Origin of the sequence: Ensifer sp. KUDG1 (genome assembly GCF_050434285.1) — a bacterium.
GTDB lineage: Bacteria > Pseudomonadota > Alphaproteobacteria > Rhizobiales > Rhizobiaceae > Ensifer.
In genome coordinates this window covers 368,259-394,694 of the sequence record NZ_JBNDIG010000001.1, presented here as the reverse complement: position 1 = coordinate 394,694, position 26,436 = coordinate 368,259, and the positions used below count along the sequence as shown (strand labels likewise).

Genomic DNA, 26,436 nt, shown 5'->3' with positions numbered 1-26,436 from the left:
TTGCGCCCAGAACGGTGGCGCGGCCAGAGATAGGAGTGAGACATGTCCGATTTGATCGTTGTCGGGTTCGATTCCCCCGAGGAGGCTGACAGAGTTCTGGTCCGGCTCGCCGGGCTGAAGAAGGAATATCTGATCGACCTCGAGGATGCGGTGGTCGTCGTGCGCGACACCGAAGGCAAGGTCCACCTCAAGCAGAGCCTCAACCTGACGGCCGTCGGCGCCACCTCGGGCCTGCTCTCCGGCTCACTCTGGGGCGGCCTGGTCGGCCTTCTGTTCCTCAATCCGCTGGCTGGCTTTGCAATCGGCGGCGCGCTTGGCGCCGGTGCCGGCGCTCTCTCGGGGTCGCTCAGCGACTACGGCATCGACGACGAATTCATCAAGTCGCTCGGCAACACCATCCCGAACAATTCCTCCGCTCTGTTCATCCTGGTGCGCAAGGTCCAGCCGGAAAAGGTTCTCGCCGAATTCCCCGACCTGCGCGGCCGCGTGTTGAAGACGTCGCTTTCGCCCGAACAGGAGCAGAAGCTGCAGGCAGCCCTCTCCGGCGCAGCACCGGCTACGCCGCCTGCCGGAGCCTAATCGTCCGGGCTGGCTTATCGAGACAGCGCGAAGGCAAGCGCCAGGCCATTGATGCAATGGCGCTTGCCGGTCGGTGGCGGGCCGTCGTCGAAGACGTGACCGAGGTGGCCGCCGCAACGGCGGCAATGGCATTCCGTCCGGGTCATGAGCAGCGAATTGTCTTCCCGTGTCGCCACGGCATTGGGGAGCGATTGCCAGAAGCTTGGCCAGCCCGTGCCGCTGTCATATTTCGCCTCCGACGAATAGAGCGGCAGCGCGCAGCCGGCGCATTGGAAGGTGCCCTTGCGCTTTTCGTGGTTGAGCGCACTGGTAAAGGGACGCTCCGTATCCTCGTGCCGCAGGATCCGGTACTGGTCGTCGGTGAGCGTCGCCCGCCATTCGGCATCGGATTTGACGACTTCGAAGGTCTCCGTTCCCGCAGCCCATGCCAGCGGCGTGAGGCCGCGAAACGCAAATGCTGCGGCCAATGCCGTGCCTGCCATCAGGAAGACGCGCCGGCTGATCATGAAAACCTCCTACCTATCCTAAAGCGCGTCACGGTCATTCGTGCGGTGCGCTGTAAGTTGTCGATTTGTCGGATGTCGAGATCGACGATATCGCCCGGACGGAGGCACTGCAAAACAATGCCGTTCAAAGCGTCGTGACGCGGCGAAAAGCCATCCCGTACGACAGATGCGCCAGGCCGCCGGCAGCGGCCCGGCGCAACAGAGGGTCAGCTTTTCGGCAGGAGAACCTTGTCGATCACGTGGATGACGCCGTTCGACTGCTTGACGTCGGCGATCGTTACCGTCGCGGTACCGCCGGTTTCGTCGGTCAGCATCAGCTTGCCGCCATCTTCCCTGGCTTTCAGCACACAGCCCCCGACCGTCTTGACGTCATGCTCGCCGCCGTCCTTCTTGATCATCTCGGCAATCGTCGCCGACATCGCCTCGGCGGCAACCACATGGCAGGTCAGAACCTTGGCGAGCTTGTCCTTGTTTTCCGGCTTCAGCAGCGTATCGACGGTACCGGCCGGCAGTGCGTCAAAGGCGGCATTCGTCGGCGCAAACACCGTGAATGGCCCCTTGCCCTCCAGCGTCTTCACCAGGCCGGCGGCCTTGACGGCGGCGACCAGCGTCGTGTGATCCTTGGAATTGACCGCGTTTTCGACAATGTTTTTCTCTGCATACATCGGCGCACCGCCGACCATCGGATTTTCGGCGTGGGCGACGAATGCACTTGCTGCGAGGACGGACGCTGTTGCGACCAAGCGGATGGCAGACGTGAACATCTTCTCTTCCTTCCTGTTGAGGGAGGCGGCATAGCGCCGCCCGCCGAAGCTGCCGTTCCCTGCGGGGAACAGGACAAGCAACGGAAGGACGACAGAAAGAGTTTCAGGAATTCGCGGGAAAGTTAGCCGACTGATAAATAAGGGTATTTGTCAGGCTGATGCGATCAGAGGTTTCGCGCCTTGCCGAGCGCAATGATCGGTCCGGTGGCCGCGCCGGTTGGCGAACCGCCGAGCGGCTCGACGCTGACGGCAAGAACCGAACCGGCGGAGATCCTCGAGCGGAACGTCGACGGCACGGCGATTTCGCCTTCCCCGGTCTGCGGCAAAACACCGAGCGAAATCGCCGGATTGTTGCCGTTGATCAGCCAGAGTTCGAGGGATTTCTGTTCCGCCTGGCTGGCGGCCACCGGCGTTACCTGCAGGCGGCCCGATGCCCGGTCGAAGCGGGCGACGAGATCGATGGCGGCACCTTTGCCCGTAAGCTCGGCAACGAGCGAAGCACCGGTCGACGGCGTTTCGAACAGGCCGGCCATGGAGGCGCCCATCACCATCAGCGCGGCGAGCGAGGCCAGCGCCAGCCCACGCCAGAGCGCCAGCGAATACCACAGCCCGCGAGACCGCACAGGTTCCGGCCGTAACGTATCGAACAGCTGCCGCTCGATCGCGGCGAAAGTCCTGGGTGGAGGCACCACCGGATCATAGGCTTCATCGAAGGAGGATAGGTTGCTCTGCCAGCGGTCGACCATGGCGGCGAAGTTGCGATCGGAGGCAAGCCGGGCTTCGACCTTGCGGCGATCGTCGGCAGACAACACGCCGAGCACATACTCGCCCGCAATCACCTCGTCGCGGCGAAAGTCCCGGCCCTCTGGGGTTGGTGTCGTCATCGCTCCATACACTCTCGCAACTTCAGGAGGCTGCGCCTCAACCAAGTCCGCATCGTGTTCAGCGGCACCGCGAAGACGTCAGCCAGTTCCTGGTAGCTCAGGCCCTCGACATAGGCGCGCCGCACCGCTTCCGCGCGGTCTTCTTCAAGCTCCTCCATGCAGGCGTCGATCCGCCTGCCCTCCGCTTTCACCACTGCCGATTTTTCCGGATCGGCAGCAGGATCAGCCAAATCGTAGGCTTCGTCAATCACGTTGGCGGCTGGTTTGCGCGCCCGGATGAGATCGATCGCCTGATTGCGCGCGATCGCCGCCAGCCAGGACGCCGCCGGCGCCTGTCCTTGCGCGAAACGCCCGGCGTGCTGCCAGATCTTGACGTAGATTTCCTGCAGGGCTTCTTCCGCTTCGCTCCTGTTTGCAAGGATACGCAAGCAGATGCCGAAGAGTTTCGGGCTGGTCTGGCGATAGAGTTCGGAAAAGGCATCGCGGTCGCCGAGCGAAATGCGGCCGAGCAGCCCGGCTATGTCCTCGTCCATCATCCAGTGCGCGCCCCAAAGCCTCGTTCACGAAACGTGAGATAGGGCGCCGATCACAATGTGCCAGCCGTTCCGTCATTCCGGCTTTATCTTGTTCGCCGATCATTCCCTCGGTCCGGAACTTGCGCTAAACAGCAGCCGGTATTTTTCGAGGGTCCGCCATGTCCGCCAATGAAAGTGAAATCCAGGCACGCCTGCTCACCCAGGCCCTGCCCTACATGCAGCGCTACGAAAACAAGACGATCGTCGTCAAATATGGCGGCCACGCCATGGGCAACAGCGAGCTCGGCCGCGCTTTTGCCAGCGACATCGCGCTTCTGAAACAGTCGGGCGTCAACCCGATCGTCGTGCATGGCGGCGGCCCGCAGATCGGCGCGATGCTGACGAAGATGGGCATCGAATCGAAGTTCGAAGGCGGCCTGCGCGTCACCGACGAAAAGACTGTCGAGATCGTCGAGATGGTGCTGGCCGGCTCGATCAACAAGGAGATCGTCGCGCTCATCAACCAGACGGGCGAATGGGCGATCGGCCTTTGCGGCAAGGACGGCAACATGGTCTTCGCCGAAAAGGCGCGCAAGACCATCAAGGATCCGGACAGCAACATCGAGCGCGTGCTCGATCTCGGCTTCGTCGGCGAAGTGGTCGAAGTCGACCGCACGCTGATCGACCTGCTTGCCCGCTCGGAAATGATCCCGGTGATCGCGCCGGTGGCGCCGGGCCGTGACGGCCACACCTACAACATCAACGCCGATACCTTTGCCGGCGCGATTGCCGGCGCGCTCAACGCCACGCGCCTGCTGTTCCTGACGGACGTTCCAGGCGTGCTCGACAAGCAGGGCAACCTGATCAAGGAACTCTCGGTTTCCCAGGCGCGCGCACTGATCGCCGACGGCACGATCTCCGGCGGCATGATCCCGAAGGTCGAGACCTGCATCGACGCGATCAAGGCGGGCGTCCAGGGCGTCGTCATCCTCAACGGCAAGACCGCCCATTCGGTGCTGCTCGAAATCTTCACCGAGCGCGGCGCCGGCACGCTGATCGTGCCCTGATCAAGCCGATCGGCAATGACATGACGAGGATCCGGAAGCCGTCCCGCACGGCTTCCGGATTTTTTATGCGGCCGCGCTGTCTGCCGGACGGCGCCGGCGCGGCGGCAGCATCGATTCTTCCTCGGTCTCCTGCGGCGCGCCCCAGAACACCTGAAGCGTCGGGCCGGAGTCGAAATGGCGGCGGCGGAAGACGAATTCATAGAGCTCGTGAAACCAGACCCTGCGTCCCATGCGAGTGTACCACCGCATCGAATGGCGCTGCTGCGGATCGCGGTGCAGGAGAACGCGTGCGAGGGCCTTCGGCCGCGCCTGGATCGCAACCTCGATCAACTTGACGCTCAGGAAGAGCACGGCTGGATGAAGGTGCTTCATCTTCAGTACCTGATGCTTATAGTCCCATTTGCGGACGTCCGGCTCGATGACGGTGCGATCTCTGGCAAGACCAAAGAAGGGGGTCCACCGATGGGGCGTGACGTAGAGCGCCTGGATCTGGTCCGGATCATAGGACAGGAGCTGCTTGAAGCCGCGCCAAAGGTCGCCCAGGCGCTCCTCCTCGAAGCCAACCACCCAGGTGGCCATCGAGAGAATATCGTGCTGGCGCAGGAGCGCGATTGCCTGTCGGTCGCTCGTGGTCGTCCCGCCCTTTTTGATGAGCTTCAACGTGGCGTCGTCAGTGTTTTCCATTCCGAGCAGCCAACGCACGACACCCGCCTTGCGATACAGGGGCAATATGTCGGCATCGCGTACAATATCGTCCGCCCGCGTCGAACCGACGATCTGCACCGGTACGTTCTCGGCGATCATGGCGTTCAGGAAGGCGAGCCAGGCCTTGCGCGACGAGGTCGGGTTTTCGTCGGCGAGATTGATCAGTTCCACGCCCTCTTCGCGGTGAAGGCGGGCGATCTCCTTAGCGAACGCGACCGGATCCCGGTACCGCCATCGCGTCCAGAAACCGCGCTGGCCGCAATAGTTGCACAAATGCGGGCACCCTCTCGAAAACTGCAGCACGACAGCGCGCTTTCCGCCCCAATAGCTGTAACGCCTATGCTCGATCAGCTCCCAGCCGATGCGGTAGGCATCGAGATTGGCGATCGCCTCCGCCGGATGGGTGGCGAGAGCCCTGCCGCCATCATCGCGATAGGCGATGCCCAGAACCTCGCTCAAGGGTTCTAAGGATGACAGGGCGCGCACGAGCCGTCGCACTGTCTCCTCGCCCTCTCCCCTGACGATGAAATCGAAGGCGCCGCTCTCGCTTAGAACCTCGCGCCAATGATAGGTCGGGAACACACCGCCATAGATCACCCGCACGGACGGTGCGGCCATTCTGACATCGCTGGCAATACGCCTGGCCGTCGGGTGGGCCGACGTCGACCCCGAATGTCCGATCAGCAGAAGATCCGGGCAGTCGTCGAGCACGCGTGCGACAATCTCCTCGAAGCCCAAAGGGCCGAATTCGCAATCGATGAGCCGCACGGCATGGCCGTCATCAAGGAGCGGCCCGCCAACGGCGAGCAGGCCGAGGGGCGGAAGATGGTCATCGGGAATACGGCTACCGATGGCCGTATGCGGCGGATTGAGCAGAACAATCTTCATACGGTGCCTCTCGGGTCGCAAAGAATTGCCAGAGACACCATAAAGCTGAAGATTGCGGAAATAACAGCTCCAGGCTGCGGCCAAAAACGTACGCTTTCAGGGTGAAATCGCGCAGCTTGCGCCGCGCGACCAGCCGGCCCTCACGTCAGCGCGGAGCGTAGATTTCCGACGCAGCCGCCTTCAGCTTCTCCATCATCACGCGATAGGGCCCCGGACCATAGCTGACGCGCGAAACGCCGGCGCGGGCGAGCGCTTTCAGGTCGGGTGCGGCCGGGCGCATCATGATGTTGACGGGCAGGATCGACGCGGCGCAGACCTTGGCGATCAGCGCCTCGTCCACCAGCCACGGCACGAAGAAGCCGCTGGCGCCGGCTTCGGCATAGGCCCTGCCGCGGGCAATCGCCTCGTCGACGAGGCCGGCATGCCGGCTCTCGTCACTTTCTTGCAGGAAGAGATCGGTGCGGGCATTGATGAACAGAGGGATGCCGCGCCGGTCGGCCATCTCGCGGATGGCGCGGATGCGCGTCGCCTGCTTTTCGACCGGGTGTACGCCACCCTTGCCGACGATCTGGTCCTCGAAATTGATGCCGATGGCGCCGACGTCGAGGATGCGCGAGACATTGGCGGCACCGGTCGCCGGGTCGTCGGAATAGGCGCCCTCGAAATCGATGCTGACGGGCAGGTCGGTCGAAGCCACGATCAGGCGCGCGATATCGGCAAGCCATGCCAGCGGCACCTTCTCGCCGTCGCCGAAGCCGTGGGCGGCGGCCACCGACCAGCTTCCGGTCGCAAGCGCCTTGGCCCCGGCTTCGGCCACCGCCTTGGCACTGCCGGCGTCCCAGATGTTGTAGAGCACCACCGGCTCGCCCTTTTTATGCAGGGCGGCAAAGGCGAGCGCCTTTTCCTTCTGGTTCATTGCGTTTCCTCCACCAACAGGCTGACAGGTTTCATCTTCGCCTCGTGCCGAAGCAGCCACTGCTTGCGCCAGAGCCCACCACCGTAGCCGGTCAACGAACCATCCGCGCCGAGGCAACGGTGGCACGGAATGACGATGGCGATCCGGTTGGAACCGTTGGCCTTGGCGACTGCACGAGCGGACTGGATGGTAGCGACCTCGCGGGCAATGTCACCATAGGAACGCGTTCCGCCGGCGGGAATCTTCACGAGCTTCGCCCAGACGCTGCGCTCGAAGGGCGTCCCCCCAGGCGCAAGCGGGGTTTGAAATCCGCTCGCCTCGCCGGCGAAGTAGCTCTTCAACTCGCCTTCGATCTGGTCGATCGGCGTCGTCCGGCCGGGAACGATGGCCGAGCGCGTCGCGCGCTTCAGCGCCTCCAGTTCCGTCGGCAGCGCCTTGCGCTCATGGAACTCCAGCAGATGGAGGTGCGTCGCATCGGCAACCGCGACCATCGGCCCGATCGGCGTTTCGATCCAGTCGGACGTGAGCAGCGCCCTCCCCTGGGCTGCCGCCGGCGCATCTCCGAGCAGGCGCTGGAAGGCTGCGCGAAAACCGCTCGGCGACTGATAGCCGGCCTCGAGCTGGGCGTCGATCACCCGCCCGCCGTCGGCGAGCTGGCGGGCGGCAAGCCCCAGGCGGCGATGCCGCGCGAGATCGAGGAAGGTGATGCCGAGTGCGCGCTTGAAGGCGCGCCGGACGGTCGACGGATCGAGCCCGCGGCGAACGAGATCGTCCTCACTCCAGCGCCGTTCGGGCGCCGCTTCCAGCGCCTGCAGAAGCTCCTGGACGAGCGGGTCCTTGGCGCCGAAGGTGGCAAGCGGCCGGCACCGCTGGCAGGGGCGGAAGCCCGTCTCCAGGCAGGTTCCGATCGAGCCGACGAAGATCGTATTCTCCCGCTTCGGCTTGCGGGCGGGGCAGGACAGGCGGCAGAAGACGCCTGTTGTCTTGACGCAGACGAAGGCGGAACCTTCGTAGTCGCTGCTGCGCGCAATCAGTGCATCGTAGAGCGTGTCATCGGAGGGGAGATCGAACAACATGCTGCCGTTCTAGCACGCCCCGGGGGTGGGCGACGCCGGTTTTCGGGCGTCTATTTCTCAGACCGGCGCCCGTCTTCAGATGAGCACGAGCATCACGACGCCAAGCACGATCAGCAGGCAACCCAAAAGCTCCAGCCGGTTGATCCATTCCCGGAAGATGAAGAAGGACGAGGCGAAGGTGAAGAGCATTTCCACCTGGGCCACGACCTTGACGACGGCCGCCTGCTGCAGGGTCATCGCCATGAACCAGCCGAACGACGCAGACGCCCCGACGAAACCGACGACAAAGGCCGGTTTCCAGGCAGCCGCGATGCGCGGCAGCTCTTCGCGTTCACGCAGCACGATCCAGATCAACATGACGACGGTCTGCAGGAGGATGACGAAGCCGAGCGTGAAGCTTGCCTGCATCATGTAGTCGGGTGCCGGCAGGCTCGGCGCCAGTGCCAGCGACGCCGAACGGTAGGCGACGGCCGAAAGACCGAAGAAGGTGCCGGATAGCAAGCCGATGCCGGCCGTGCGCGAGAATACGGAGGTCACCAGCGTGCGCGCGCTCAGGGTCGTGCGCGCCACCGAAATCAGCATCACGCCGACGACCGAGATGGCGATCGCCACAAGCGTGCCCTGGCTCGCCTTTTCGCCGAGGAAGATCAGGCCGAAAAGGGCCGCCTGCGCCGGCTCGGTGCGCGAATAGGCGGTGCCGACGGCGAAGTTGCGGAATGAGAAGAGATGGACGAGCAGGAAGGTCGCGGCAATCTGCGCAAGCCCCCCGATCACCGCCCAGAGGAAGAATGTGCCATTCGGCACCGGCAGCGGACGGCCCACCACCTGCCAGAGCACAATGAGATAGAGGAAGGCGAACGGCAGGCCGAAGCCGAAGCGCACGAAGGTCGCGCCCGTCGTGCCCATGACGCCTTTCAAGTGTTTCTGCATTGCGGAGCGGACGTTCTGAAGGAAGGCCGCGGCGATGGTGATGAGGACCCAGGTTTCCATCGTTTCGAGCTAGCATGCAGGCCGGCTCGTTGCCAAGGACCACCTAACGGACCGGCTGCTACTCTGCCCGTTCCGGCGCCTGTGCGAGGTCCGCGCCCTCGCTGATCGTGATCCGGGGCGCTTCGTCCTCGAAGGTCTTCACACGCTGATCATAGTTGGGCGCGAGCGTCCCGAGTACCCGGTCCCAGAAGGAGAAGTAGTTGGCGTAATTGTACCGGAAGCCCGAATGGTGCTGATCATGGAACGTCGTGCACAACAGCGGGGACGGGTAGCGCGCAGTCGAAGCGGCAAAATATTCGAAGCCGCAATGGCCGATCATGCCGTTGAAATGTTCGAAGAGCCGATGGGCGATGAGCACCAGCGGCGGAAACGGCACGACGAAAACGACGACGGCCGAAAAGCTCTGAAGCAGGAAGTTGTCGACGACGTCTTCCGAATAGGTGCTCCAGATTGTTGGTGCGACGCTTTTATGATGCAGGGCATGCAGCGGATAGAGCCACTTGGTGTGCAGCAGCCGGTGCATGAAATAGAACCAGGCATCGTAGAGGATCATGCTGAGCACGAAGAGCGGCAAGGCGTTCCACCAGGTGAGGCTCCAGGGCGCCGGCGCCCAGCCCTTCTGCTGGGCGTAAAGACCGATCGTCAGTGGCAGGCAGGCGCTGAACATCGATTTGAGGCTCTGGCGGATCTCGGCCTTGCGGCGCTTGTCGGAACCGCGTCCCTTCTGGATCTTTCGCTCGGGATTGCGCTCGTTGAGCCATGTGATGCCGTAGCCGAGCGCGAAATAGGTAACGACCGTGAACGCGTAAAATCCGAACAGAAAGAGCAGATAAAATACTTCGTCCGACATTGGCATCCGTGTCCCCGAGCCAAAAACCGCGCGAGCCGGAAGATGCCACGCACAACCGCCAATTCAAAGCGCTAATCTATGCGCCAGCATTACGCCCACGAACCCCGCATCGCTATTTTCCCGTTTGCCGCCACGGTTGGCCGTGTCATAAGGCGGTCATGAAAAAGCTCGACCGCCTGCCGACCCGCTCCGAATTTGCCCATGTCACCGACTGGGTTTTCGACCTCGACAACACGCTCTATCCGCATCACGTCAACCTGTTTGCGCAGATCGACCGCAACATGACGGCCTATGTGGCGAAGCTTTTGTCGCTGGAGCCGGCCGACGCCAAGAAGCTGCAGAAAGATTACTACCGCGACCACGGCACGACGCTCAAAGGCCTGATGGTCCATCACGGCATCGATCCGAACGAGTTCCTCGAGCAGGCGCACGCGATCGACTATTCGATCGTTCCCGCCGACCCGGCGCTCGGCGAGGCCATCAAGTCGCTTCCAGGCCGCAAGTTCATCTTCACCAATGGCAGTGTCGCCCATGCGCAGATGACGGCCCGGGCACTCGGCATCCTCGACCATTTCGACGACATCTTCGACATCGTCGCGGCCGATTTCGTGCCGAAGCCCGCCGGCGAGACCTATGACAAGTTCATGAGCCTGCACCGGGTCGATACCCGCAATGCCGTCATGTTCGAGGACCTGCCGCGCAATCTGCTGGTGCCGAAGGCGCTGGGCATGAAGACTGTGCTGCTGGTGCCGCAGAACCTCGAGTACACCTTTGCGGAATCCTGGGAAAAGTCGAACGACACCGACGAGCAGATCGACTACGTGACGGAAGACCTCACGGGCTTCCTGCGCCGTCTCCTCACGGATCTCTAGAAAAACGGATACGGGCGGGACGCCGCAGAGACGGTGTCCCGCCCGCCCCGACACAATTTCGCCGCCGAAAAACCCCTTTTCGGCCAATGACTTAAATTACCAAAGTTTAACTGGCGTCGGCTGCACCTGCGTCTATCCTTGCGATCAGAAACAACCGATCGAAAGGACGCATGATGCCGAACAAGACCCTGATCCTCGGCGTGGCTGCACTCTCCGTCGCCGTCACCGGAATGGCCTCTCCCTCCTTTGCCGCCCGCGATAAGATGACGCCCGAGCAGCGCGGCCAGCGCATGATTCAGCGGCTCGACACCAACAAGGACCAGAAGGTTTCGCTCACCGAGTTCCAGGCGCGGATCTCCGACAACTTCAAAACCTTCGACACCAATGGCGACGGGCAGATCAGCACCGAGGAAATGAAGGTCAAGCGCGAAGCTTTCCGCGAGGCACGCCAGGCCTGGAAAGATGCCAAGGGCAAGACCGGCACGGAGCGCGAGACCGCCCTTGCCAAGTTGAAGGAAGCCCGCCCGGCGATGTTGCCGGGGCTGCGCCCGAAGGCCTTCAAGCGCGTCGATACCGACGGCAACGGCTCCTTGAGCGCCAGCGAAGTTTCAAGTGCCGCCGAGACGATGTTCAAGCGGCGCGACAAGAATAGCGACGGCGTCATAGACGCGGCCGACTTCACCAAAAAGATCTGACGGGAGCTCTTCTCTCTCTCCCCACCGCCCGGTGGAGAGGCTCCTGCCTAGCCCATAGCCCCTTGCAACCCGCGCGAGGGGCTATGCGCTTTTTTCGAACCGCTGCGATCAGCGGCGGCCGTTTGCCATCGGAACGGACTTCGGGTCGACCGTTTCGTAGAAGCGGGAAATGATATCCCAGGCTTCGTCGGCCGTTTCGACGAACTGGACCAGATCGACATCGTTGGGCGCGATCGTGCCGAATTCGGCGAGCGCCTCGAAATTGACGATCGAGCGCCAGAACTTTTCCCCGAAGAGTATAAGCGGAACCAGCGCCAGGCGCCCGGTCTGCATCAGCGTCATCGTCTCGAACAGTTCGTCCAGCGTGCCGAAGCCACCGGGGAAAACGGTGACGGCCTTCGCCCGCAGCAGGAAATGCATCTTGCGGATGGCGAAGTAGTGGAAGTTGAACGACAGTTCCGGCGTCACGTAGCGATTGGGCGCCTGCTCGTGCGGCAGCACGATGTTGAGGCCGATCGACGGCGCGCCGACATCATCGGCGCCGCGATTGCCGGCTTCCATCACGCCAGGGCCGCCGCCGGTGACGACGACATATTCCTTGTAGTTCAGCTTGGCCGAATGCTCGGAGCAAAGCCGCGCGAACTTGCGCGCTTCCTCGTAGTAGACCGAGGCGGCCTCCAGGTTCTGGCGCTGCGTCTCGTTCTTCGCCGCCCAGGCATCGCCGCCGGGCTCGGGAATGCGGGCGCCGCCGAACATGACGACGGTGGAATTGATGCCGCGCTCCTCCAGCATCATTTCGGTCTTTAAGAGTTCGAGCTGCAGCCGGATCGGGCGCAGCTCCTCACGGCAGAGAAAATCGTCGTCGATATAGGCCAAGCGATAGGAAGGCGAAGCCGATTGCGGCGTGACCGGAACGGTCTGTGCGCGTTGCCGGCTCTGCGAGCTGTCGGCCAGCGGATCCCAGACCCCATCTTTGCGGCGCAGAGCGCGCTTCTTCATGCGTGCCATATTCTCGTCTTTCCCGTCGCGTTCCGGACAATCGGCATCTCGTCCAGACGCGTCCTATCCTCAATCCTCGGTCATGAAGGTCGCAAGCGCATCAGCGCGCTGCGGCGGCCTTTGCGTATCCCGAACGGGTACGCGGCGCTGTAGTGCCGTGTTCGCCTCGGTTTGCCAAGCCCCGGCCACTCCGGCGGCCTGAAAAGCCCTTCAACTTTTCAGGATCATGTCGTGCAGCCACTGCCGCTCGGGACATGTCAAGGTCGCTGCCGCAGCTAGATCTGCCGCATAATTTTGTCCTTAAATCGATTCCGATTTTCGGATTTATGCAGTAGAGCTTTCGCAGGATAACCGCCGAACTTTAAGGAATTCCGATGACGAACCACGACCTCGCCTCCCTGTCGCAGACGATCGAAGCCGCCTTTGAAGACCGCGATTCCGTCAACACCGGAACCCGCGGCGCGGTGCGCGATGCCGTCGAGACGGCGCTGAACCTGCTCGACAGCGGCAAGGTCCGCGTCGCCCAGCGCGGCGAAGACGGTAACTGGACGGTCAATCAATGGCTGAAGAAGGCCGTGCTGCTCTCCTTCCGCCTCAACCCGATGGAAATCGTCAAGGGTGGCCCGGGCCAGTCGGTCTGGTGGGACAAGGTGCCCTCGAAGTTCGACGGCTGGAGCGTCAACGAGTTCGAGAAGGCCGGCTTCCGCGCCGTTCCGAACTGCGTCGTGCGCCGTTCGGCCTATATCGCCCCCAACGCCATCCTGATGCCCTCCTTCGTCAACCTCGGCGCCTATGTCGGCGAAGGCACGATGGTCGATACCTGGGCGACCGTCGGCTCCTGCGCCCAGATCGGCAAGAACGTGCACCTGTCGGGCGGCGTCGGCATCGGCGGCGTGCTGGAGCCGATGCAGGCCGGCCCGACGATCATCGAGGACAATTGCTTCATCGGCGCCCGCTCGGAAGTGGTCGAAGGTTGCATCGTGCGCGAAGGCTCCGTCCTTGGCATGGGCGTCTTCATCGGCAAGTCGACCAAGATCGTCGACCGCGCCACCGGCGAAGTGACCTATGGCGAAGTGCCGCCCTACTCGGTCGTCGTCGCGGGCTCGATGCCCTCGGGCTCGACCATGGGCAACGGCCAGCCGGCGCCGAACCTCTATTGCGCCGTCATCGTCAAGCGCGTCGATGAAAAGACCCGCTCGAAGACCGGCATCAACGAACTGCTTCGGGACTGATCGCGATGACACCGGAGGGGCCGCAGCCGAGCATGACCTGGCTGTTCTTCAGCCCCTCCGGTCGCATCGGCCGCCTGCCCTTCTTTCTCTCCTGGCTGTTCTGGTTCCTGATCGGCGGCTTCATGGTCGCCCGGATGGTCGCCAACGAGGGCAACGAGACGGTGCTGGCGCTCTGGACGCTGGCATTCGTCGTCTCGAGCCTCGTCTCGCTGCCCTCGATCGCGCTGCTGGCGATCAAGCGCCTGCACGACATCGGTTATCCCGGCCCGCTTTCCCTCACTCTGTTTATCCCGGTCCTGAGCCCGGTCGTCTTCATCGCCCTTTGCCTCTGGCCGGGCGATCAGGGGCCCAACGAATTCGGCGCGCGCAGCGACGAACCCGGCCCCTGAAGCCTTCGCCCCTGTACAAGAACCGCGCGAGCGCGTATGTAGCGCGCCATGACAGGCCCGCGACGTGTTGGCCGCGGCAATTGGCGCCGAGACGATCCGTTCGTCCTGGGCTCTACGACCGATATCCGAAAGACAAGATATGACTGAATTCGAAGGGATCGCGCCTGCGATCGCCGAGGCGTTGGCAAAACGCGGTTACAACGAATTGACGCCGGTTCAACAGGCGATGCGCGATCCGGAACTCGCCGGGCGCGACGCCCTGGTTTCGGCGCAGACCGGCTCCGGCAAGACCGTCGCCTTCGGCCTGGCGCTGGCGCCAACGCTGCTTGGCGACGAACGCCGCTTCGGCCCTGCGGGTGCCCCCCTGGCGCTCGCGATTGCACCGACCCGCGAACTGGCGCTGCAGGTCAAGCGCGAGCTCGAATGGCTCTACGGTGAGACCGGCGCGACGATCGCTTCGTGCGTCGGCGGCATGGACATGCGCACCGAGAAGCGCACGCTGGAGCGCGGCGCCCACATCGTCGTCGGCACGCCGGGTCGCCTTTGCGACCACATCCGCCGCAACTCGCTCGACATTTCTTCGCTGCGCGCCATCGTGCTCGACGAAGCCGACGAAATGCTCGACCTCGGCTTCCGCGAAGACCTCGAATTCATTCTCGAAGAGTCCCCGGATGACCGTCGCACGCTGATGTTCTCGGCGACCGTGCCGAAGTCGATCGCGACGCTTGCCAAGAACTACCAGCGCGACGCCGTGCGCATCAGCACCGCTTCCGAACAGAAGCAGCATGTCGACATCGAATACCGTGCGCTGACGGTTGCGCCGAACGACCGCGAAAACGCGATCATCAACGTGCTGCGCTTTTACGAAGCACGCAACGCCATCGTGTTCTGCTCGACCCGCGCCGCGGTCAACCATCTGACCGCCCGCTTCAACAACCGCGGCTTCTCGGTGGTGGCGCTTTCGGGCGAGCTCAGCCAGAACGAACGCACACACGCCCTCCAGGCGATGCGCGACGGCCGCGCCCGCGTCTGCATTGCGACCGACGTCGCTGCCCGCGGCATCGACCTGCCAGGCCTGGAACTGGTCATTCACGCGGATCTGCCGACCAATTCCGAGACGCTGCTTCACCGCAGCGGCCGCACCGGACGCGCCGGCCAGAAGGGCGTCAGCGCCCTGATCGTTCCGGTCAACCAGCGCCGCAAGGCCGAGCGCCTGCTCGATGGCGGCCGGATCACCGCGACCTGGGCGCGCCCGCCGTCGGCCGACGAGGTCAGCCAGCGTGACGACGAGCGGCTGCTCGCCGATACGAGCTTTGCCGAGCCGATCCGCGAGGACGAGCAGGCGATCGTCGCAGCGCTGCTCGAGCGCCACGGCGCCGAGCAGATGGCCGCCGCCTTCGTGCGCCAGTTCCGCTCGGGACGCTCGGCGCCTGAAGACTTGATCGAGGTCGCCGTCGGCGCCAAGCCGCGACGCGACGAACGCGCGCCGCGCGAAGATCGTGGACCGCGCGAGGATTTTGGCGCCGAGCGCGCGGATTTCAGCGACGGCAGCTGGTTCTCCCTGTCCGTCGGCCGCAAGCAGAGTGCCGAGCCGCGCTGGCTGATCCCGATGCTCTGCCGCCACGGCAAGCTGACCAAGCGCGACATTGGCGCAATCCGCATGCAGCAGGAAGAAACCTTCGTCGAGATGACCGCCGATGGTGCCGAACGGTTCCTGTCGGCGATCGGCAAGGACAAGATGCTGGAGAAGGGCATTCGCGTGAAGCCGCTCGCCGGCGCGCCGGATCTCTCGCAGCAGCGCCAGGAAAAGCCGAGCTTCTCCAGGGACAAGCCGAATTTCTCCAAGGACAAGGCGGGCTTCGGCAAGAAGCGCCCCTATTCTGACGACACGGCCCGTGGCGACGACCGCGGCGACTTCAAGCCGAAGCGCAAGTTCGACAAGAAGCCCGGCTATTCCGAAGGGCCGGCCTACACCGAGGACCGGCCGCCGGCAAAGGCTGCAGACAAGCCCTGGGCCAACAAGAAGAAGGGCAAGCCGGACGCGGGCAAGGACGGTGGCTTCAAACCCAAGACCAAGCCCAAGGGCAATGCCAAGAACCGCCAGGGCTGAGCCCGGCGACGGCAACTCCAAAGCCAATCAAGAAGGCGCTGCGATCGGATCGCGGCGCCTTTTTTATTGCGCCGAAGACCGGGAAGAGCGTCTCGGCACCAGCGCTCGACGCTCAGCACAACGTGGTTCATGCGCGGCATCGAGCCAGCGCGCGTGATGGTCAGGCGGCGTCGAGCTGCGACTGGGCGACGATCTTGACCACCCAATCGGCGAAGACGCGCAGGCGGCTGCTGAGGTGCCGGTTCGGCGGATAGACGAGATAGATCGGCATGGGCTCGACCTCCCAATCCTCCAGCACCGGCCGCATGGCGCCGGTCTCGAGGTCGTCCCGCACCATGAAACGCGGTGCCTGGATGACGCCGAGGCCGGCGCGCGCCGCCGCAAGATAGGTAGTGGCCTCGTTCGCAGCCACGGCGTAGCGACCGTTCACCTCGATCTCCTCGTTGCCGCGCTTGAAATAGAACGGCAACTGCTGCCCGGTCTGCGGCCGGAAATAGCCGACGACGTAGCAGTTCTTCGAGAGATCTGAGGGGTGCTGCGGGACCGCGTGGCGCGAGAGGTAGTCGGGTGCTGCGCAGGCGACGAAGCTCATCTCGGTGATGCGGCGCGCGATCAAGGACTGGTCGGTGAGCGCGCCGACGCGAATGGCGCAGTCGACATTCTCCGCCACATAGTCGACCGTCCGGTCCGAAACTCCGAGATCGATCTGGATGTCGGGGTAGCGTTTGTGGAACTCCGGCAGAGCCGGAATGACGATCAGGTTGGCGATCGCGCTGGCCATCTCCACCCTGAGCCGCCCCTTCGGCAGGGTCTGGGCACTCGAAAGGCTGCCGTCGAGTTCGTCGAGGTCGGTCAAAAGGCGGGCAGCGCGTTCGTAGTAGAGCGCGCCATCGGGCGTCACCAGCACCCGGCGGGTGGTGCGGTTCAGAAGTTTTGTGCGCAGATGCGCCTCCAATCCCTGGATGAGATTGGTCAATGTCGCCTTGGGCATATTCAGCGAAGCGGAAGCGCGGGTGAAATTTCCGGTTTCGACGACCCGGAGAAACGCGCGCATGGCCGTGAGCTGGTCCATTTTCAAGAGCCGTAATTGTTCGAGAATACGAATAGTGTAATCAGATTGAAAAGACTATTCCAGACAGAAGACAATGCTATTCTCCCATCGTGGCGTGATGTCGCCACATGTGGGTTTGGCTCGGGCCGAAGGCAAGAGAGATGGGCGAACAGTTCAAAGTGGAGACGATGCAGACGGGCCAAGGCTCGTGCACGGCACGCGTCTACCGCGGCGAGGCCCTGCTCAATCCGCCGCCGATCGTGCTGCACCTGCATGGCGGCTCCTTCGTCGGCGGAACGATCGCCGCCGGCGAGCGCGTCGCCGAGGCACTCGCGGCAGCCGGAGCAGTGGTGATCTCTCCGGAATATTCCGCGGCCTGCCTCAATCCCTTTCCCGCGGCCCTCGACGTCGCCTATGCCATGCTGTCGTCGATGCGCGCGCGCTGCCCGCAGTTCGCACACAAGAAGTCGTCGCTGTTTGTGGCCGGCGAAGAGGCTGGCGGCAATGTCGCCGCCGGGGCCGCGTTGATGGCGCGAGACCAGTATCTGACCGATCTCAAGGGCCAGATCCTGCTGTCGCCGATGCTGGATCCATGCCTGGCAACGGCATCGTTCCGGCAATACTGTCCCCAGTCCTCGGCGCAATCGATCGCCGACGGCTGGCAGCGGTATCTCGGCCAGAACGGTGGCTTCACCCACCCTTACGCCGCGCCGGCTCACTGTACGCGGCTCGCCGGCCTCGTGCCTTCGCTGATCGTGACCAGCGAGCAGTGTCCGATGCGAGACGAGGCTGAAGCCTACGCCGAGCGCCTGCGCAAGGCGGGCGTGGCGGTGGAGTCCCACGTGCTGCCGGGACGCGCCGGATGGTTGCCGCAGAACGCGGATACCGGCGAAAGCTGGTCGGCACAGCAGAAAGAAATTACCGGCATCTTCGCCCGCTTCTTCCAGAAGGCGGGGGCAAAGCCGGCGGAAATGACGGTGCGTTAGGCGGGGCCGCTCCGAGGCTCATTCCCCGATCTGGCATCGAACGCAAAGCGCCGGCTCCCAACCGGCAAGGAGAGAAAAGATGACATCGACAGTGACCCGCCGGGCCCTCTGGGGCGCCGGCCTGAGTATCCTTTTGTCTGTCGGCGGCGGCGCTGCCGTCATGTTCGGCCTGCCGCAGCATTTCGAGGCCGACGCCGCGACCGATGCGTCGGCCGCTGCACCCCCGGCCGTGCCGGTCTCGGTGGCGCGGGCGCAGTCCAAGCGCATCACCACCTGGGAGGAATTCTCCGGGCGTCTCGAAGCGATCGAGCGCGTCGAGGTTCGCCCGCGCGTCGGCGGCGCCATCCTCAAGGCGCACTTCCGCGAAGGCGCACTGGTCAAGCAGGGTGACCTGCTGGTGACGATCGATCCCGAGCCCTACGCCGCCGCCGTCGAGCGGGCGAAGGCCCAGGTCGAGGCTGCCGAAGCGCGTGTTTCGCTTGCCAAGATCGAGCTCGAGCGCGGCCGCAAGCTGGTGACCACCAGCGCCGTGCCGCAGAGCAGCGTCGATCAGCGCGCCAGCGCCTACGACGAAGCCCAGGCCGAGGTGCGCTCGGCCAAGGCCGCGCTGCGCACGGCCGAACTCGACCTGCAATATACCGAGGTCCGTGCGCCGATCTCCGGCCGCGTCGGCCGGCTCGACGTCACCGCCGGCAACCTCGTAGCTGCCGGTTCCGCCTCGCCAGTACTGACGACACTCGTCTCCGTCGATCCGATCTATGCGAGCTTCAACGCCAGCGAAGAGGTGGTCACCACCGCTCTCGCCCGGCTCGCGGCGTCAGCCGGCGGCAACGCGATCGAGCGCCTGCCGGTCCAGGTCGGCACCGCCGCCGACGACGGCACGCCGATCTCGGGCCATATCCAGCTCATCAACAACGAGGTGGATGCGGCAACCGGCACGATCCGGGTGCGCGCGGCGCTTGAAAACGCCGACGGCCGGCTGATCCCCGGACAGTTCGTCCGCATCCGCATCGGCGAGCCGGACCCTGAGGAAAAGCTTGTGATCAGCGACCGCGCCATCGGCTCCGACCAGGACAAGAAGTTCGTCTTCGTCGTCGGCACCGACAACAAGGTCGAGTATCGCCAGGTGAAGCTGGGGCCGAATTCCGACGGCCTGCGCATCGTCGAAAGCGGCCTGAAGTCCGGCGAGAACATCGTCGTCAACGGCCTGCAGCGGGTTCGCCCCGGCGTCGTCGTGGCACCGCAGCAGGTCGAGGAAACGACCGCCTCGATCGCCCAATAATGATCGCCAAATAAATCCCGGCGCCTCTTCGCCCGGTGTGAAGAGGCTCCTGCCTAAGCATCACTCTGCAGACATGGCTGCGCGGCGAGCTTTTTCGCCGCGCCCGCCGGAGGTCTGCCCGAACGCATCCCAAGGGGGATACCATGAACTTCTCACGCTTCTTCGTCGACCGCCCGGTCTTCGCGGGCGTCTTGTCGGTCCTGATCTTCGTGGGCGGCCTGATCGGCATGACCGGTCTGCCGATCTCCGAATATCCCGAAGTCGTCCCGCCGCAGATCGTCGTGCGCGCGCAATATCCGGGTGCAAACCCCGCGGTCATCGCCGAGACGGTGGCGACACCGCTTGAAGAGCAGATCAACGGCGTCGAAGACATGCTCTACATGCAGAGCCAGGCGACCGCCGACGGCCTGATGACGCTGACCGTCACCTTCGCGCTCGGCACCGACCCGGACCAGGCGCAACAGCTCGTTCAGAACCGCGTCTCGCAGGCCGAGCCGCGGCTGCCTGAGGAAGTGCGCCGCCTCGGCGTCACCACGGTCAAGAGCTCGCCCGACCTGACCATGGTCGTGCACCTGCTTTCGCCCAACGGCCAGTACGACATCAACTACCTGCGCAACTACGGTGTGCTCAACGTCAAGGATCGGCTGGCACGTATCGAAGGTGTCGGCCAGGTGCAGATCTTCGGCGGCGGCGACTATTCGATGCGCATCTGGATCGACCCGCAGAAGGCGGCCGAGCGCGGCCTTGCCGCGGGCGATATCGCCAATGCAGTGCGCGGCCAGAACGTCCAGGCGGCAGCCGGCGTCATCGGCGCCTCGCCGTCCGTTCCCGGTCTCGACCTGCAGCTTTCCGTCAACGCGCAAGGGCGCCTGCAGACGCCTGAGGATTTCGAGAACATCGTCGTCAAGTCCGGTGCCCAGGGCGAAGTGACCCGCCTCGGTGACGTCGCCCGCGTCGAAATGGGCGCCTCCGACTATTCGCTGCGCTCGTTGCTCGACAACAAGCCGGCTGTCGGCATGGCCGTCTTCCAGGCGCCTGGCTCGAACGCGATCCAGATCTCCGACGACGTGCGCGAGGCGATGGCCGAGATGAAGCTCACCATGCCTGCAGGCGTCGACTATGGCATCGTCTACGACACCACGCAGTTCGTGCGCGCCTCGATCGAATCGGTCGTCGACACGCTGCTCGAAGCGATCGCGCTCGTCGTGCTCGTCGTCATCATCTTCCTGCAGACCTGGCGCGCCTCGATCATCCCGCTCGTCGCCGTGCCGGTCTCGATCGTCGGCACCTTCGCCGTCATGTACGTCTTCGGCTTCTCGATCAACGCACTCAGCCTCTTCGGCCTGGTGCTCGCGATCGGCATCGTCGTCGACGACGCGATCGTGGTGGTGGAGAACGTCGAACGCAACATCGAGCAGGGCCTGTCGCCGGTCCAGGCGACCTATCGCGCCATGCAGGAAGTCTCGGGCCCGATCATCGCGATCGCACTGGTGCTCGTCGCGGTGTTCGTGCCGCTTGCCTTCATCACGGGCCTCACCGGCCAGTTCTATCGCCAGTTCGCGCTGACGATCGCCATCTCGACCGTCATTTCGGCGCTCAATTCGCTGACGCTTTCTCCGGCACTGGCCGCCCTTCTCTTGAAGGACCACCACGCGCCGAAGGACTGGCTGACGCGGGTGATGGACAGGCTGTTCGGCTGGTTCTTCCGTGGCTTCAACCGCTTCTTCGGGGCAAGCTCGGAAGCCTATGGCCGCGGCGTCGGGCGCATCCTGACGCGCAAGTCGCTGATCATGGTCGTCTATGCCGTGCTGCTCGGCGTGACCTTCACGCTGTTTCGCGCGGTCCCCGGCGGCTTCGTGCCGGCGCAGGACAAGCAGTACCTGATCGGCTTCGCCCAGCTTCCGGACGCCGCCACGCTCGACCGCTCGGAAGACGTGATCAAGCGCATGAGCGAAATTGCGCTCAAGCATCCGGGCGTCGAAAACGCCATCGCCTTTCCGGGCCTGTCGATCAACGGCTTCACCAACTCGTCGAACTCCGGCATCGTCTTCGTCGCGCTCAAGCCGTTTGAGGAACGCAAGACGCCCGAGCTGTCGGGCGGCGCGATCGCCATGCAGCTCAACCAGGAATTCGGCGTCATCCAGGATGCCTTCATCGCCATGTTCCCGCCGCCGCCCGTCCAGGGTCTCGGCACGACAGGCGGCTTCAAGCTGCAGCTCGAGGACAAGAACGGCCTCGGCTACCAGGCGCTCGACGAGGCGGCCAAGGCCTTCCTCGCCAAGGCCTACCAGGCGCCTGAGCTGGCCGGGCTCTATTCGAGCTACCAGATCAACGTGCCGCAGCTCTATGCCGACCTTGACCGCGTGAAGGCGCGCCAGCTCGGCGTGGCCGTCACCGACGTCTTCGAGACGCTGCAGATCTACCTCGGCTCGCTCTACGTCAACGACTTCAACGCCTTCGGCCGCACCTACAGCGTGCGCATCCAGGCGGATGCCAACTACCGCAGCCATGCCGACGACATCGGCAAGCTGAAGGTGCGTTCGCAGTCCGGCGAGATGATCCCGCTGTCGGCGCTTCTGAAGGTCGAGCAGACGGTGGGTGCCGAACGGGCAATCCGCTACAACGGCTTCCTGTCGGCCGACATCAACGGCGGCCCGGCACCGGGCTTCTCGTCCGGCCAGGCGCAGGCCGCCATCGAGCGCATCGCCGCCGAAACCCTGCCGCCGGGCATCGGCTACGAATGGACGGACCTGACCTACCAGCAGATCCTTGCGGGCAACTCCGGCATCCTGGTCTTCCCGCTGGCGCTGCTGCTCGTCTACCTCGTGCTGGCTGCCCAGTATGAAAGCCTGACGCTGCCGATCGCGATCATCCTGATCGTGCCGATGGGCATCATGGCGGCGCTGGTGGGCGTCTGGCTGACCGGAGGCGACAACAACGTCTTCACCCAGATCGGCCTGATCGTGCTCGTGGGATTGTCAGCCAAGAACGCCATCCTGATCGTCGAGTTCGCCCGCGAACTGGAACTGTCGGGCAGCACGCCGGTCAAGGCGGCGATCGAGGCAAGCCGGCTGCGCCTGCGGCCGATCCTGATGACCTCGATGGCCTTCATCATGGGCGTTGTTCCCCTGGTGATATCCACCGGCGCCGGCGCGGAAATGCGCTCCGCCATGGGTGTCGCGGTCTTTGCCGGCATGATCGGCGTCACCGCCTTCGGCATATTCATGACGCCGGTCTTCTACGTGCTGATCCGCAAGCTCGCCGGCGAGCGACCGCTGAAGCACACGGGAGCCCAAATCGAAGCGCCGCACCTGGCGCCCGGAGAATAAGCCTTCTCCTTCCCTTCGCGATCTTCAGGCGGGCCGGATCACTCCGGCCCGTCGAAGCTGCGGCGCTGCGCCTCCGCCCAGGCGCAGCGCCGTTTTGCGTCCGGCGTCACAGCTCCCCGTCCCGCGCCACAGTCGCCCATCTCGCGCAACAGGTCGCCATCTTGCGTGACAGTTTGCTGGCGATCGGATAAACCAGCACCTCCATTCCCAAGGCCTCTCATGGCCATGCAGACGGCATAACGCTAAATGACCTCCACCGATCCGATCGCCAATCTCGCCACCCTCATCCGTTGCCCCTCGGTTACCCCGGCCGAAGGCGGCGCGCTTGCAGCCCTCGAAGCCATGCTGAAGCCGCTCGGTTTCGCGGTCGACCGCGTGATGGCCAAGGAGGCCGGCACGCCCGATATCGAAAACCTCTACGCGCGGCTCGGAACCGAAGGCCCGCATCTGATGTTTGCCGGGCACACGGATGTCGTACCCGTCGGCGACGAGTCCGCCTGGAGCCATGGTCCGTTTTCGGCCGACATCGCCGGCGGCGAGATGTATGGCCGCGGCGCGGTCGACATGAAGGGCGGCATCGCTTGCTTCGTCGCGGCAATCGCCCGCCATGTCGAAAAGCATGGCGCCCCCAAAGGCTCGGTCTCCTTCCTCATCACCGGCGACGAAGAGGGTCCGGCGATCAACGGCACCACCAAGCTCCTGCAATGGGCGGCCGACAAGGGCGAGCGCTGGGATGCGTGCCTGGTGGGCGAGCCGACCAACCCGGACCAGCTTGGCGACATGATCAAGATCGGCCGGCGCGGCTCGCTATCAGGCCGCATCACCGTTCACGGCGTGCAGGGCCACGCGGCCTATCCGCACCTTGCCGACAGCCCCGTGCGCGGCATCCTGCAGCTGACGCAGGCGCTGATGGACCCGCCCTTCGACAACGGCACCGACAGCTTCCAGCCCTCCAATCTGGAAGTGACGACGATCGATGTCGGCAACGGCGCCGTCAACGTCATTCCGGCCAAGGCGACGGCTGCCTTCAACATCCGCTTCAACGATACCTGGACGGCGGAAAGCCTGATGGCGGAGATCATCGCCCGGCTCGACCGTGCCGCGGCAAGCGGTAGCCTGCGTCCGGACCGAGCCCCGGTCCGCTACGAAATCGTCTGGGCCGAGCGCCCGAGCCACGTGTTCCTCACGCGCAACAATGCGCTGATCGACTCGCTCTCCGGCGCGGTCGAGGCCGTCACCGGGCGTCAGCCGAAGCTGTCGACGACCGGCGGCACCTCGGATGCGCGCTTCATCAAGGACTACTGCCCGGTGGTCGAATTCGGTCTCGTCGGCCAGACCATGCACATGGTCGACGAACGGGTCGCCGTTGCCGACCTCGAGACGCTGACCAATATCTATGAAACCTTCATCTTCCGCTGGTTCGGCCATGCCGCTGCTTGATGAGGTGCTTGCCTATATCCGGGGGCTCTGGCTCCTGGCGCAGGGTAACGAAGAAGGCTTCAGCTGGCTCGATTTCAGCGAGAGCGGCCTCTGGCGCTCGTTCACGTCCATGCTCTGGTGCCTGCCGGCGATCGCCGTCACCTGGGCGTCCTGGCGGCTCTACTACCTCTCGGTCATGCCTGACGGCACCACGATCGGCGTCGGCTTCATCTTCAAGCTGCTCGTCGTCGATCTCGTCAGCTGGCTCCTGCCGCTGGTGCTGATCGCCATTCTCTCGCGACCGCTCGGCTTTGCCGGAGCGGTGGTACCGATCGTCGTCACCACCAACTGGCTCTCGGTGCCGCTCTCCTACGCCATGGCGTTGCCGGCGGCGATCCGCGTCGTCATTCCCGGGAGCCAGGGGCTGACGAGCTTCATCTGGCTGACGCTGCTCGTCATCAGCGTTGCGGTGCTCTTCCGGCTCTTGCGGATGGTGACCGGCAACCAGACGCTGCTTGCCTCGGCGCTGACCGCGCTCTTCCTGCTGCCGTCGATGATGATCGGCGATCTCCTGCAGCGCTTCTTCGGCCTGATCCCGACGAGCTAAGACTTCGGGATCAGTAGTCCACCTGAAGGAAATAAAGCCCATCGGGCGGGGCGACGGGGCCGCAGGCCTTGCGGTTGCGGGCTTCAAGCGCTGCCTGCAGATCGTCAGGCGTCCACTTGCCCTCGCCCACCAGCTTCAACGAGCCGGCGAAGGAGCGGATCTGGTTGTGCAGGAAGCTCTGCGCTGTCGCGCGGATCTCGATGACGCCGGCGACAAGCGCGACGTCCAGCCGATCGAGCGTGCGCACCGGGCTCGCCGCCTGGCAATGGGCGGAGCGGAAGGTGGTAAAGTCGTGATGGCCGACGAGGCGCTGGGCGCCCGCGTGCATGGCGTCATGGTCGAGCGGCTTCGGCACCCACCAGGCGCGCCGGGCTTCAAGCGCCAGCGGCGCCGGCCGTGAGATGATGCGGTAGAGATAATGCCGGCGCAGCGCCGAGAAGCGCGCGTCGAATTCCTCGGACACTTCCTCGGCCTCGAGGATCGCCACCCGCTCGCCCGCAAGCCCCAGATGGGCGTTCAGCGCGTTGCGCAGTGTATAGGGCTTCCACGGACGCGTGAGGTCCGCATGCATGACCTGGCCGCTGGCGTGCACGCCGGAATCGGTACGGCCCGCGCCGCGGATCGATACGGTCTCGCCGGTGAGGGACAGGATCGCCTTTTCGATCGCCCCTTGCACGGACTCTCCGTTGTCCTGTCGCTGCCAGCCGACATAGTCCGAGCCGTCATACTCGACGGTCAGCTTGAACCGCGGCATCAGCCGACCCTCGTGCCGGGCGCCACCGGCGTTCCGCGCAGGAAGTCGGCCGCGTCCAACGCCTTGCCGCCGGCGCGCTGCAGGCGGGTGAGCCGAACGGCGCCCTCGGCGCAGGCAATCGTCAGATTATCGTCGAGCACCGTGCCGGCCTCGCCCACGCCGGAAGCGGGCTGCGAGTTCAACACCTTGATGCGTTCCGGCTTGCCGGCGATCTCAAGCTCGAACCAGGCGCCCGGGAACGGCGACAGGCCGCGGATATGGTCGTGCACCGCGCGGGCGGAACGGGCGAAATCGATGCGGGTTTCGGTTTTGCTGATCTTCTGGGCATAGACGACACCGTCCTCCGCCTGGACCGTCAGCGGCAGGTCGCCGGCCTCGAGCTTCGCCATCGCTTCCCGCATCAGGCTGGCGCCGACCTGCATCAGTCGGTCGTGCAGTTCGCCACCGGTCATCGTCTCGCCGATCTGGACCGTCTTGGTGAGGGCAACCGGGCCGGTATCGAGCCCCTTTTCCATCTTCATCACCATCATGCCGGTCTCGTGGTCGCCAGCCATGATCGCGCGCTGGATGGGCGCTGCCCCGCGCCAGCGCGGCAGCAGAGAGGCGTGGCCGTTGTAGCAGCCGAGCTTGGTGCCGCTGAGGATGGCCTCGGGCAGAAGCAGGCCATAGGCGACGACGACGGCGACGTCGGCGTCGAAGTCGCGGAAGGTCTGGCGATCCGCCTCGTCCTTGAAGTTGACCGGCGTCAGCACGGGAATGCCCAGAAGTTCGGCCGCCTGGTGCACCGGCGACTTCTGCAGGTCGAGCCCGCGACGGCCGCCCGGCCGCGGCGGCTGGGTGTAGGCGGCGACGATCTGATGGCCGGCCTCGGCCAGTGCCGCCAGTGTCGGCACCGAAAATTCCGGCGTGCCCATGAAGATGATGCGAAGCGACAAGGCGGTAACTCCGTCCTTTCAGATCACTTCATGCGG

General features: G+C 64.4%; 25 protein-coding genes. 12 read left to right on the top strand and 13 right to left on the bottom strand.

Annotation, left to right across the window (positions count from 1 at the left end; translation table 11 throughout):
• Positions 1-42: 42 nt before the first annotated feature.
• A complete protein-coding gene (locus M2267_RS02030) occupies positions 43-579 on the top strand; it encodes a DUF1269 domain-containing protein (RefSeq protein WP_043616846.1) in 537 nt (178 codons plus the stop codon).
• Positions 580-593: 14 nt separating this feature from the next.
• On the opposite strand, the gene msrB is transcribed toward M2267_RS02030, so the two are convergent.
• The 4 genes from msrB to M2267_RS02010 all read right to left on the bottom strand — a co-directional run bounded on the left by msrB (position 594) and on the right by M2267_RS02010 (position 3,269).
• Positions 594-1,085 (bottom strand): peptide-methionine (R)-S-oxide reductase MsrB, encoded by a 492-nt coding sequence (msrB, locus tag M2267_RS02025; RefSeq protein WP_043616844.1) that lies wholly within the window; start codon positions 1,083-1,085, stop codon positions 594-596.
• A 206-nt stretch (positions 1,086-1,291) separates the two neighbouring features.
• Positions 1,292-1,849: a fasciclin domain-containing protein gene (locus M2267_RS02020; RefSeq protein ID WP_429112175.1), complete on the bottom strand. Its 558-nt coding sequence runs from the start codon at positions 1,847-1,849 to the stop codon at positions 1,292-1,294.
• Positions 1,850-2,013: 164 nt separating this feature from the next.
• A complete protein-coding gene (locus M2267_RS02015; RefSeq protein WP_429112174.1) occupies positions 2,014-2,733 on the bottom strand; it encodes an anti-sigma factor in 720 nt (239 codons plus the stop codon).
• Complete coding sequence (locus M2267_RS02010) at positions 2,730-3,269, bottom strand: sigma-70 family RNA polymerase sigma factor (protein ID WP_043616839.1); 540 nt, start codon at positions 3,267-3,269, stop codon at positions 2,730-2,732. The genes M2267_RS02015 and M2267_RS02010 overlap by 4 nt, the downstream gene beginning before the upstream one ends.
• A gap of 158 nt (positions 3,270-3,427) precedes the next feature.
• On the opposite strand from M2267_RS02010, the gene argB reads away from it, so the two are divergent.
• Positions 3,428-4,315, top strand: coding sequence for an acetylglutamate kinase (gene argB / locus M2267_RS02005; RefSeq protein WP_065372260.1), 888 nt, complete (start codon positions 3,428-3,430; stop codon positions 4,313-4,315).
• Positions 4,316-4,378: 63 nt separating this feature from the next.
• Here argB and bchE read toward each other — a convergent pair whose 3' ends face one another.
• The 5 genes from bchE to M2267_RS01980 form a co-directional block, all read right to left on the bottom strand.
• Positions 4,379-5,908, bottom strand: a complete 1,530-nt coding sequence (gene bchE / locus M2267_RS02000) for a magnesium-protoporphyrin IX monomethyl ester anaerobic oxidative cyclase (RefSeq protein ID WP_429112172.1) — start codon at positions 5,906-5,908, stop codon at positions 4,379-4,381.
• 145 nt (positions 5,909-6,053) lie between these two features.
• Positions 6,054-6,824 carry an isocitrate lyase/PEP mutase family protein gene (locus M2267_RS01995; protein ID WP_043616832.1) on the bottom strand — a complete coding sequence of 257 codons (771 nt, stop codon included), beginning with the start codon at positions 6,822-6,824 and terminating at the stop codon, positions 6,054-6,056.
• The gene (locus M2267_RS01990) at positions 6,821-7,900 is read right to left on the bottom strand and encodes a bifunctional transcriptional activator/DNA repair enzyme AdaA (protein WP_043616829.1); all 1,080 of its coding nucleotides are present in this window, start codon (positions 7,898-7,900) and stop codon (positions 6,821-6,823) included. The genes M2267_RS01995 and M2267_RS01990 overlap by 4 nt, the downstream gene beginning before the upstream one ends.
• Positions 7,901-7,975: 75 nt before the next feature.
• A complete protein-coding gene (locus M2267_RS01985) occupies positions 7,976-8,890 on the bottom strand; it encodes an EamA family transporter (RefSeq protein ID WP_429112170.1) in 915 nt (304 codons plus the stop codon).
• Positions 8,891-8,948: 58 nt separating this feature from the next.
• Positions 8,949-9,740: a sterol desaturase family protein gene (locus tag M2267_RS01980; RefSeq protein WP_429112168.1), complete on the bottom strand. Its 792-nt coding sequence runs from the start codon at positions 9,738-9,740 to the stop codon at positions 8,949-8,951.
• Between the two features lie 158 nt (positions 9,741-9,898).
• Between M2267_RS01980 and M2267_RS01975 the strand changes: the two genes are divergently transcribed.
• Positions 9,899-10,612 carry a pyrimidine 5'-nucleotidase gene (locus M2267_RS01975; RefSeq protein ID WP_043616820.1) on the top strand — a complete coding sequence of 238 codons (714 nt, stop codon included), beginning with the start codon at positions 9,899-9,901 and terminating at the stop codon, positions 10,610-10,612.
• Between the two features lie 173 nt (positions 10,613-10,785).
• Entirely contained in the window at positions 10,786-11,307 is a 522-nt protein-coding gene (locus tag M2267_RS01970) for an EF-hand domain-containing protein (RefSeq protein ID WP_429112166.1), read from the top strand.
• A 108-nt stretch (positions 11,308-11,415) separates the two neighbouring features.
• Here M2267_RS01970 and M2267_RS01965 read toward each other — a convergent pair whose 3' ends face one another.
• Positions 11,416-12,315, bottom strand: a complete 900-nt coding sequence (locus M2267_RS01965) for an LOG family protein (RefSeq protein ID WP_043616817.1) — start codon at positions 12,313-12,315, stop codon at positions 11,416-11,418.
• Positions 12,316-12,680: 365 nt separating this feature from the next.
• Here M2267_RS01965 and dapD point away from each other — a divergent pair, with 365 nt between their 5' ends.
• The 3 genes from dapD to M2267_RS01950 all read left to right on the top strand — a co-directional run bounded on the left by dapD (position 12,681) and on the right by M2267_RS01950 (position 16,037).
• Positions 12,681-13,538: a 2,3,4,5-tetrahydropyridine-2,6-dicarboxylate N-succinyltransferase gene (dapD, locus tag M2267_RS01960; protein WP_034797345.1), complete on the top strand. Its 858-nt coding sequence runs from the start codon at positions 12,681-12,683 to the stop codon at positions 13,536-13,538.
• 5 nt (positions 13,539-13,543) lie between these two features.
• The gene (locus M2267_RS01955) at positions 13,544-13,927 is read left to right on the top strand and encodes a DUF805 domain-containing protein (protein ID WP_113536592.1); all 384 of its coding nucleotides are present in this window, start codon (positions 13,544-13,546) and stop codon (positions 13,925-13,927) included.
• 139 nt (positions 13,928-14,066) lie between these two features.
• On the top strand, positions 14,067-16,037 hold the full coding sequence (locus tag M2267_RS01950; RefSeq protein ID WP_429112164.1) for a DEAD/DEAH box helicase: 1,971 nt from the start codon (positions 14,067-14,069) through the stop codon (positions 16,035-16,037).
• 160 nt (positions 16,038-16,197) lie between these two features.
• Here the strand turns inward: M2267_RS01950 and M2267_RS01945 are convergent, their stop codons facing one another.
• The gene (locus M2267_RS01945) at positions 16,198-17,109 is read right to left on the bottom strand and encodes a LysR family transcriptional regulator (RefSeq protein ID WP_043616806.1); all 912 of its coding nucleotides are present in this window, start codon (positions 17,107-17,109) and stop codon (positions 16,198-16,200) included.
• A gap of 140 nt (positions 17,110-17,249) precedes the next feature.
• On the opposite strand from M2267_RS01945, the gene M2267_RS01940 reads away from it, so the two are divergent.
• The 5 genes from M2267_RS01940 (at position 17,250) to M2267_RS01920 (ending at position 24,711) form a co-directional block, all read left to right on the top strand.
• The gene (locus M2267_RS01940) at positions 17,250-18,074 is read left to right on the top strand and encodes an alpha/beta hydrolase fold domain-containing protein (protein WP_043616803.1); all 825 of its coding nucleotides are present in this window, start codon (positions 17,250-17,252) and stop codon (positions 18,072-18,074) included.
• A 79-nt stretch (positions 18,075-18,153) separates the two neighbouring features.
• A complete protein-coding gene (locus M2267_RS01935; RefSeq protein WP_429112162.1) occupies positions 18,154-19,356 on the top strand; it encodes an efflux RND transporter periplasmic adaptor subunit in 1,203 nt (400 codons plus the stop codon).
• A 143-nt stretch (positions 19,357-19,499) separates the two neighbouring features.
• On the top strand, positions 19,500-22,685 hold the full coding sequence (locus M2267_RS01930; protein ID WP_429112160.1) for an efflux RND transporter permease subunit: 3,186 nt from the start codon (positions 19,500-19,502) through the stop codon (positions 22,683-22,685).
• 246 nt (positions 22,686-22,931) lie between these two features.
• Positions 22,932-24,125, top strand: a complete 1,194-nt coding sequence (gene dapE, locus M2267_RS01925) for a succinyl-diaminopimelate desuccinylase (protein WP_429112158.1) — start codon at positions 22,932-22,934, stop codon at positions 24,123-24,125.
• Positions 24,112-24,711 carry a hypothetical protein gene (locus M2267_RS01920; RefSeq protein ID WP_429112156.1) on the top strand — a complete coding sequence of 200 codons (600 nt, stop codon included), beginning with the start codon at positions 24,112-24,114 and terminating at the stop codon, positions 24,709-24,711. The genes dapE and M2267_RS01920 overlap by 14 nt, the downstream gene beginning before the upstream one ends.
• Positions 24,712-24,721: 10 nt before the next feature.
• Here M2267_RS01920 and truA read toward each other — a convergent pair whose 3' ends face one another.
• Positions 24,722-25,465, bottom strand: coding sequence for a tRNA pseudouridine(38-40) synthase TruA (truA, locus tag M2267_RS01915; protein WP_429112155.1), 744 nt, complete (start codon positions 25,463-25,465; stop codon positions 24,722-24,724).
• A complete protein-coding gene (fmt, locus tag M2267_RS01910; RefSeq protein WP_429112153.1) occupies positions 25,465-26,400 on the bottom strand; it encodes a methionyl-tRNA formyltransferase in 936 nt (311 codons plus the stop codon). The genes truA and fmt overlap by 1 nt, the downstream gene beginning before the upstream one ends.
• Between the last annotated feature and the right edge of the window lie 36 nt (positions 26,401-26,436).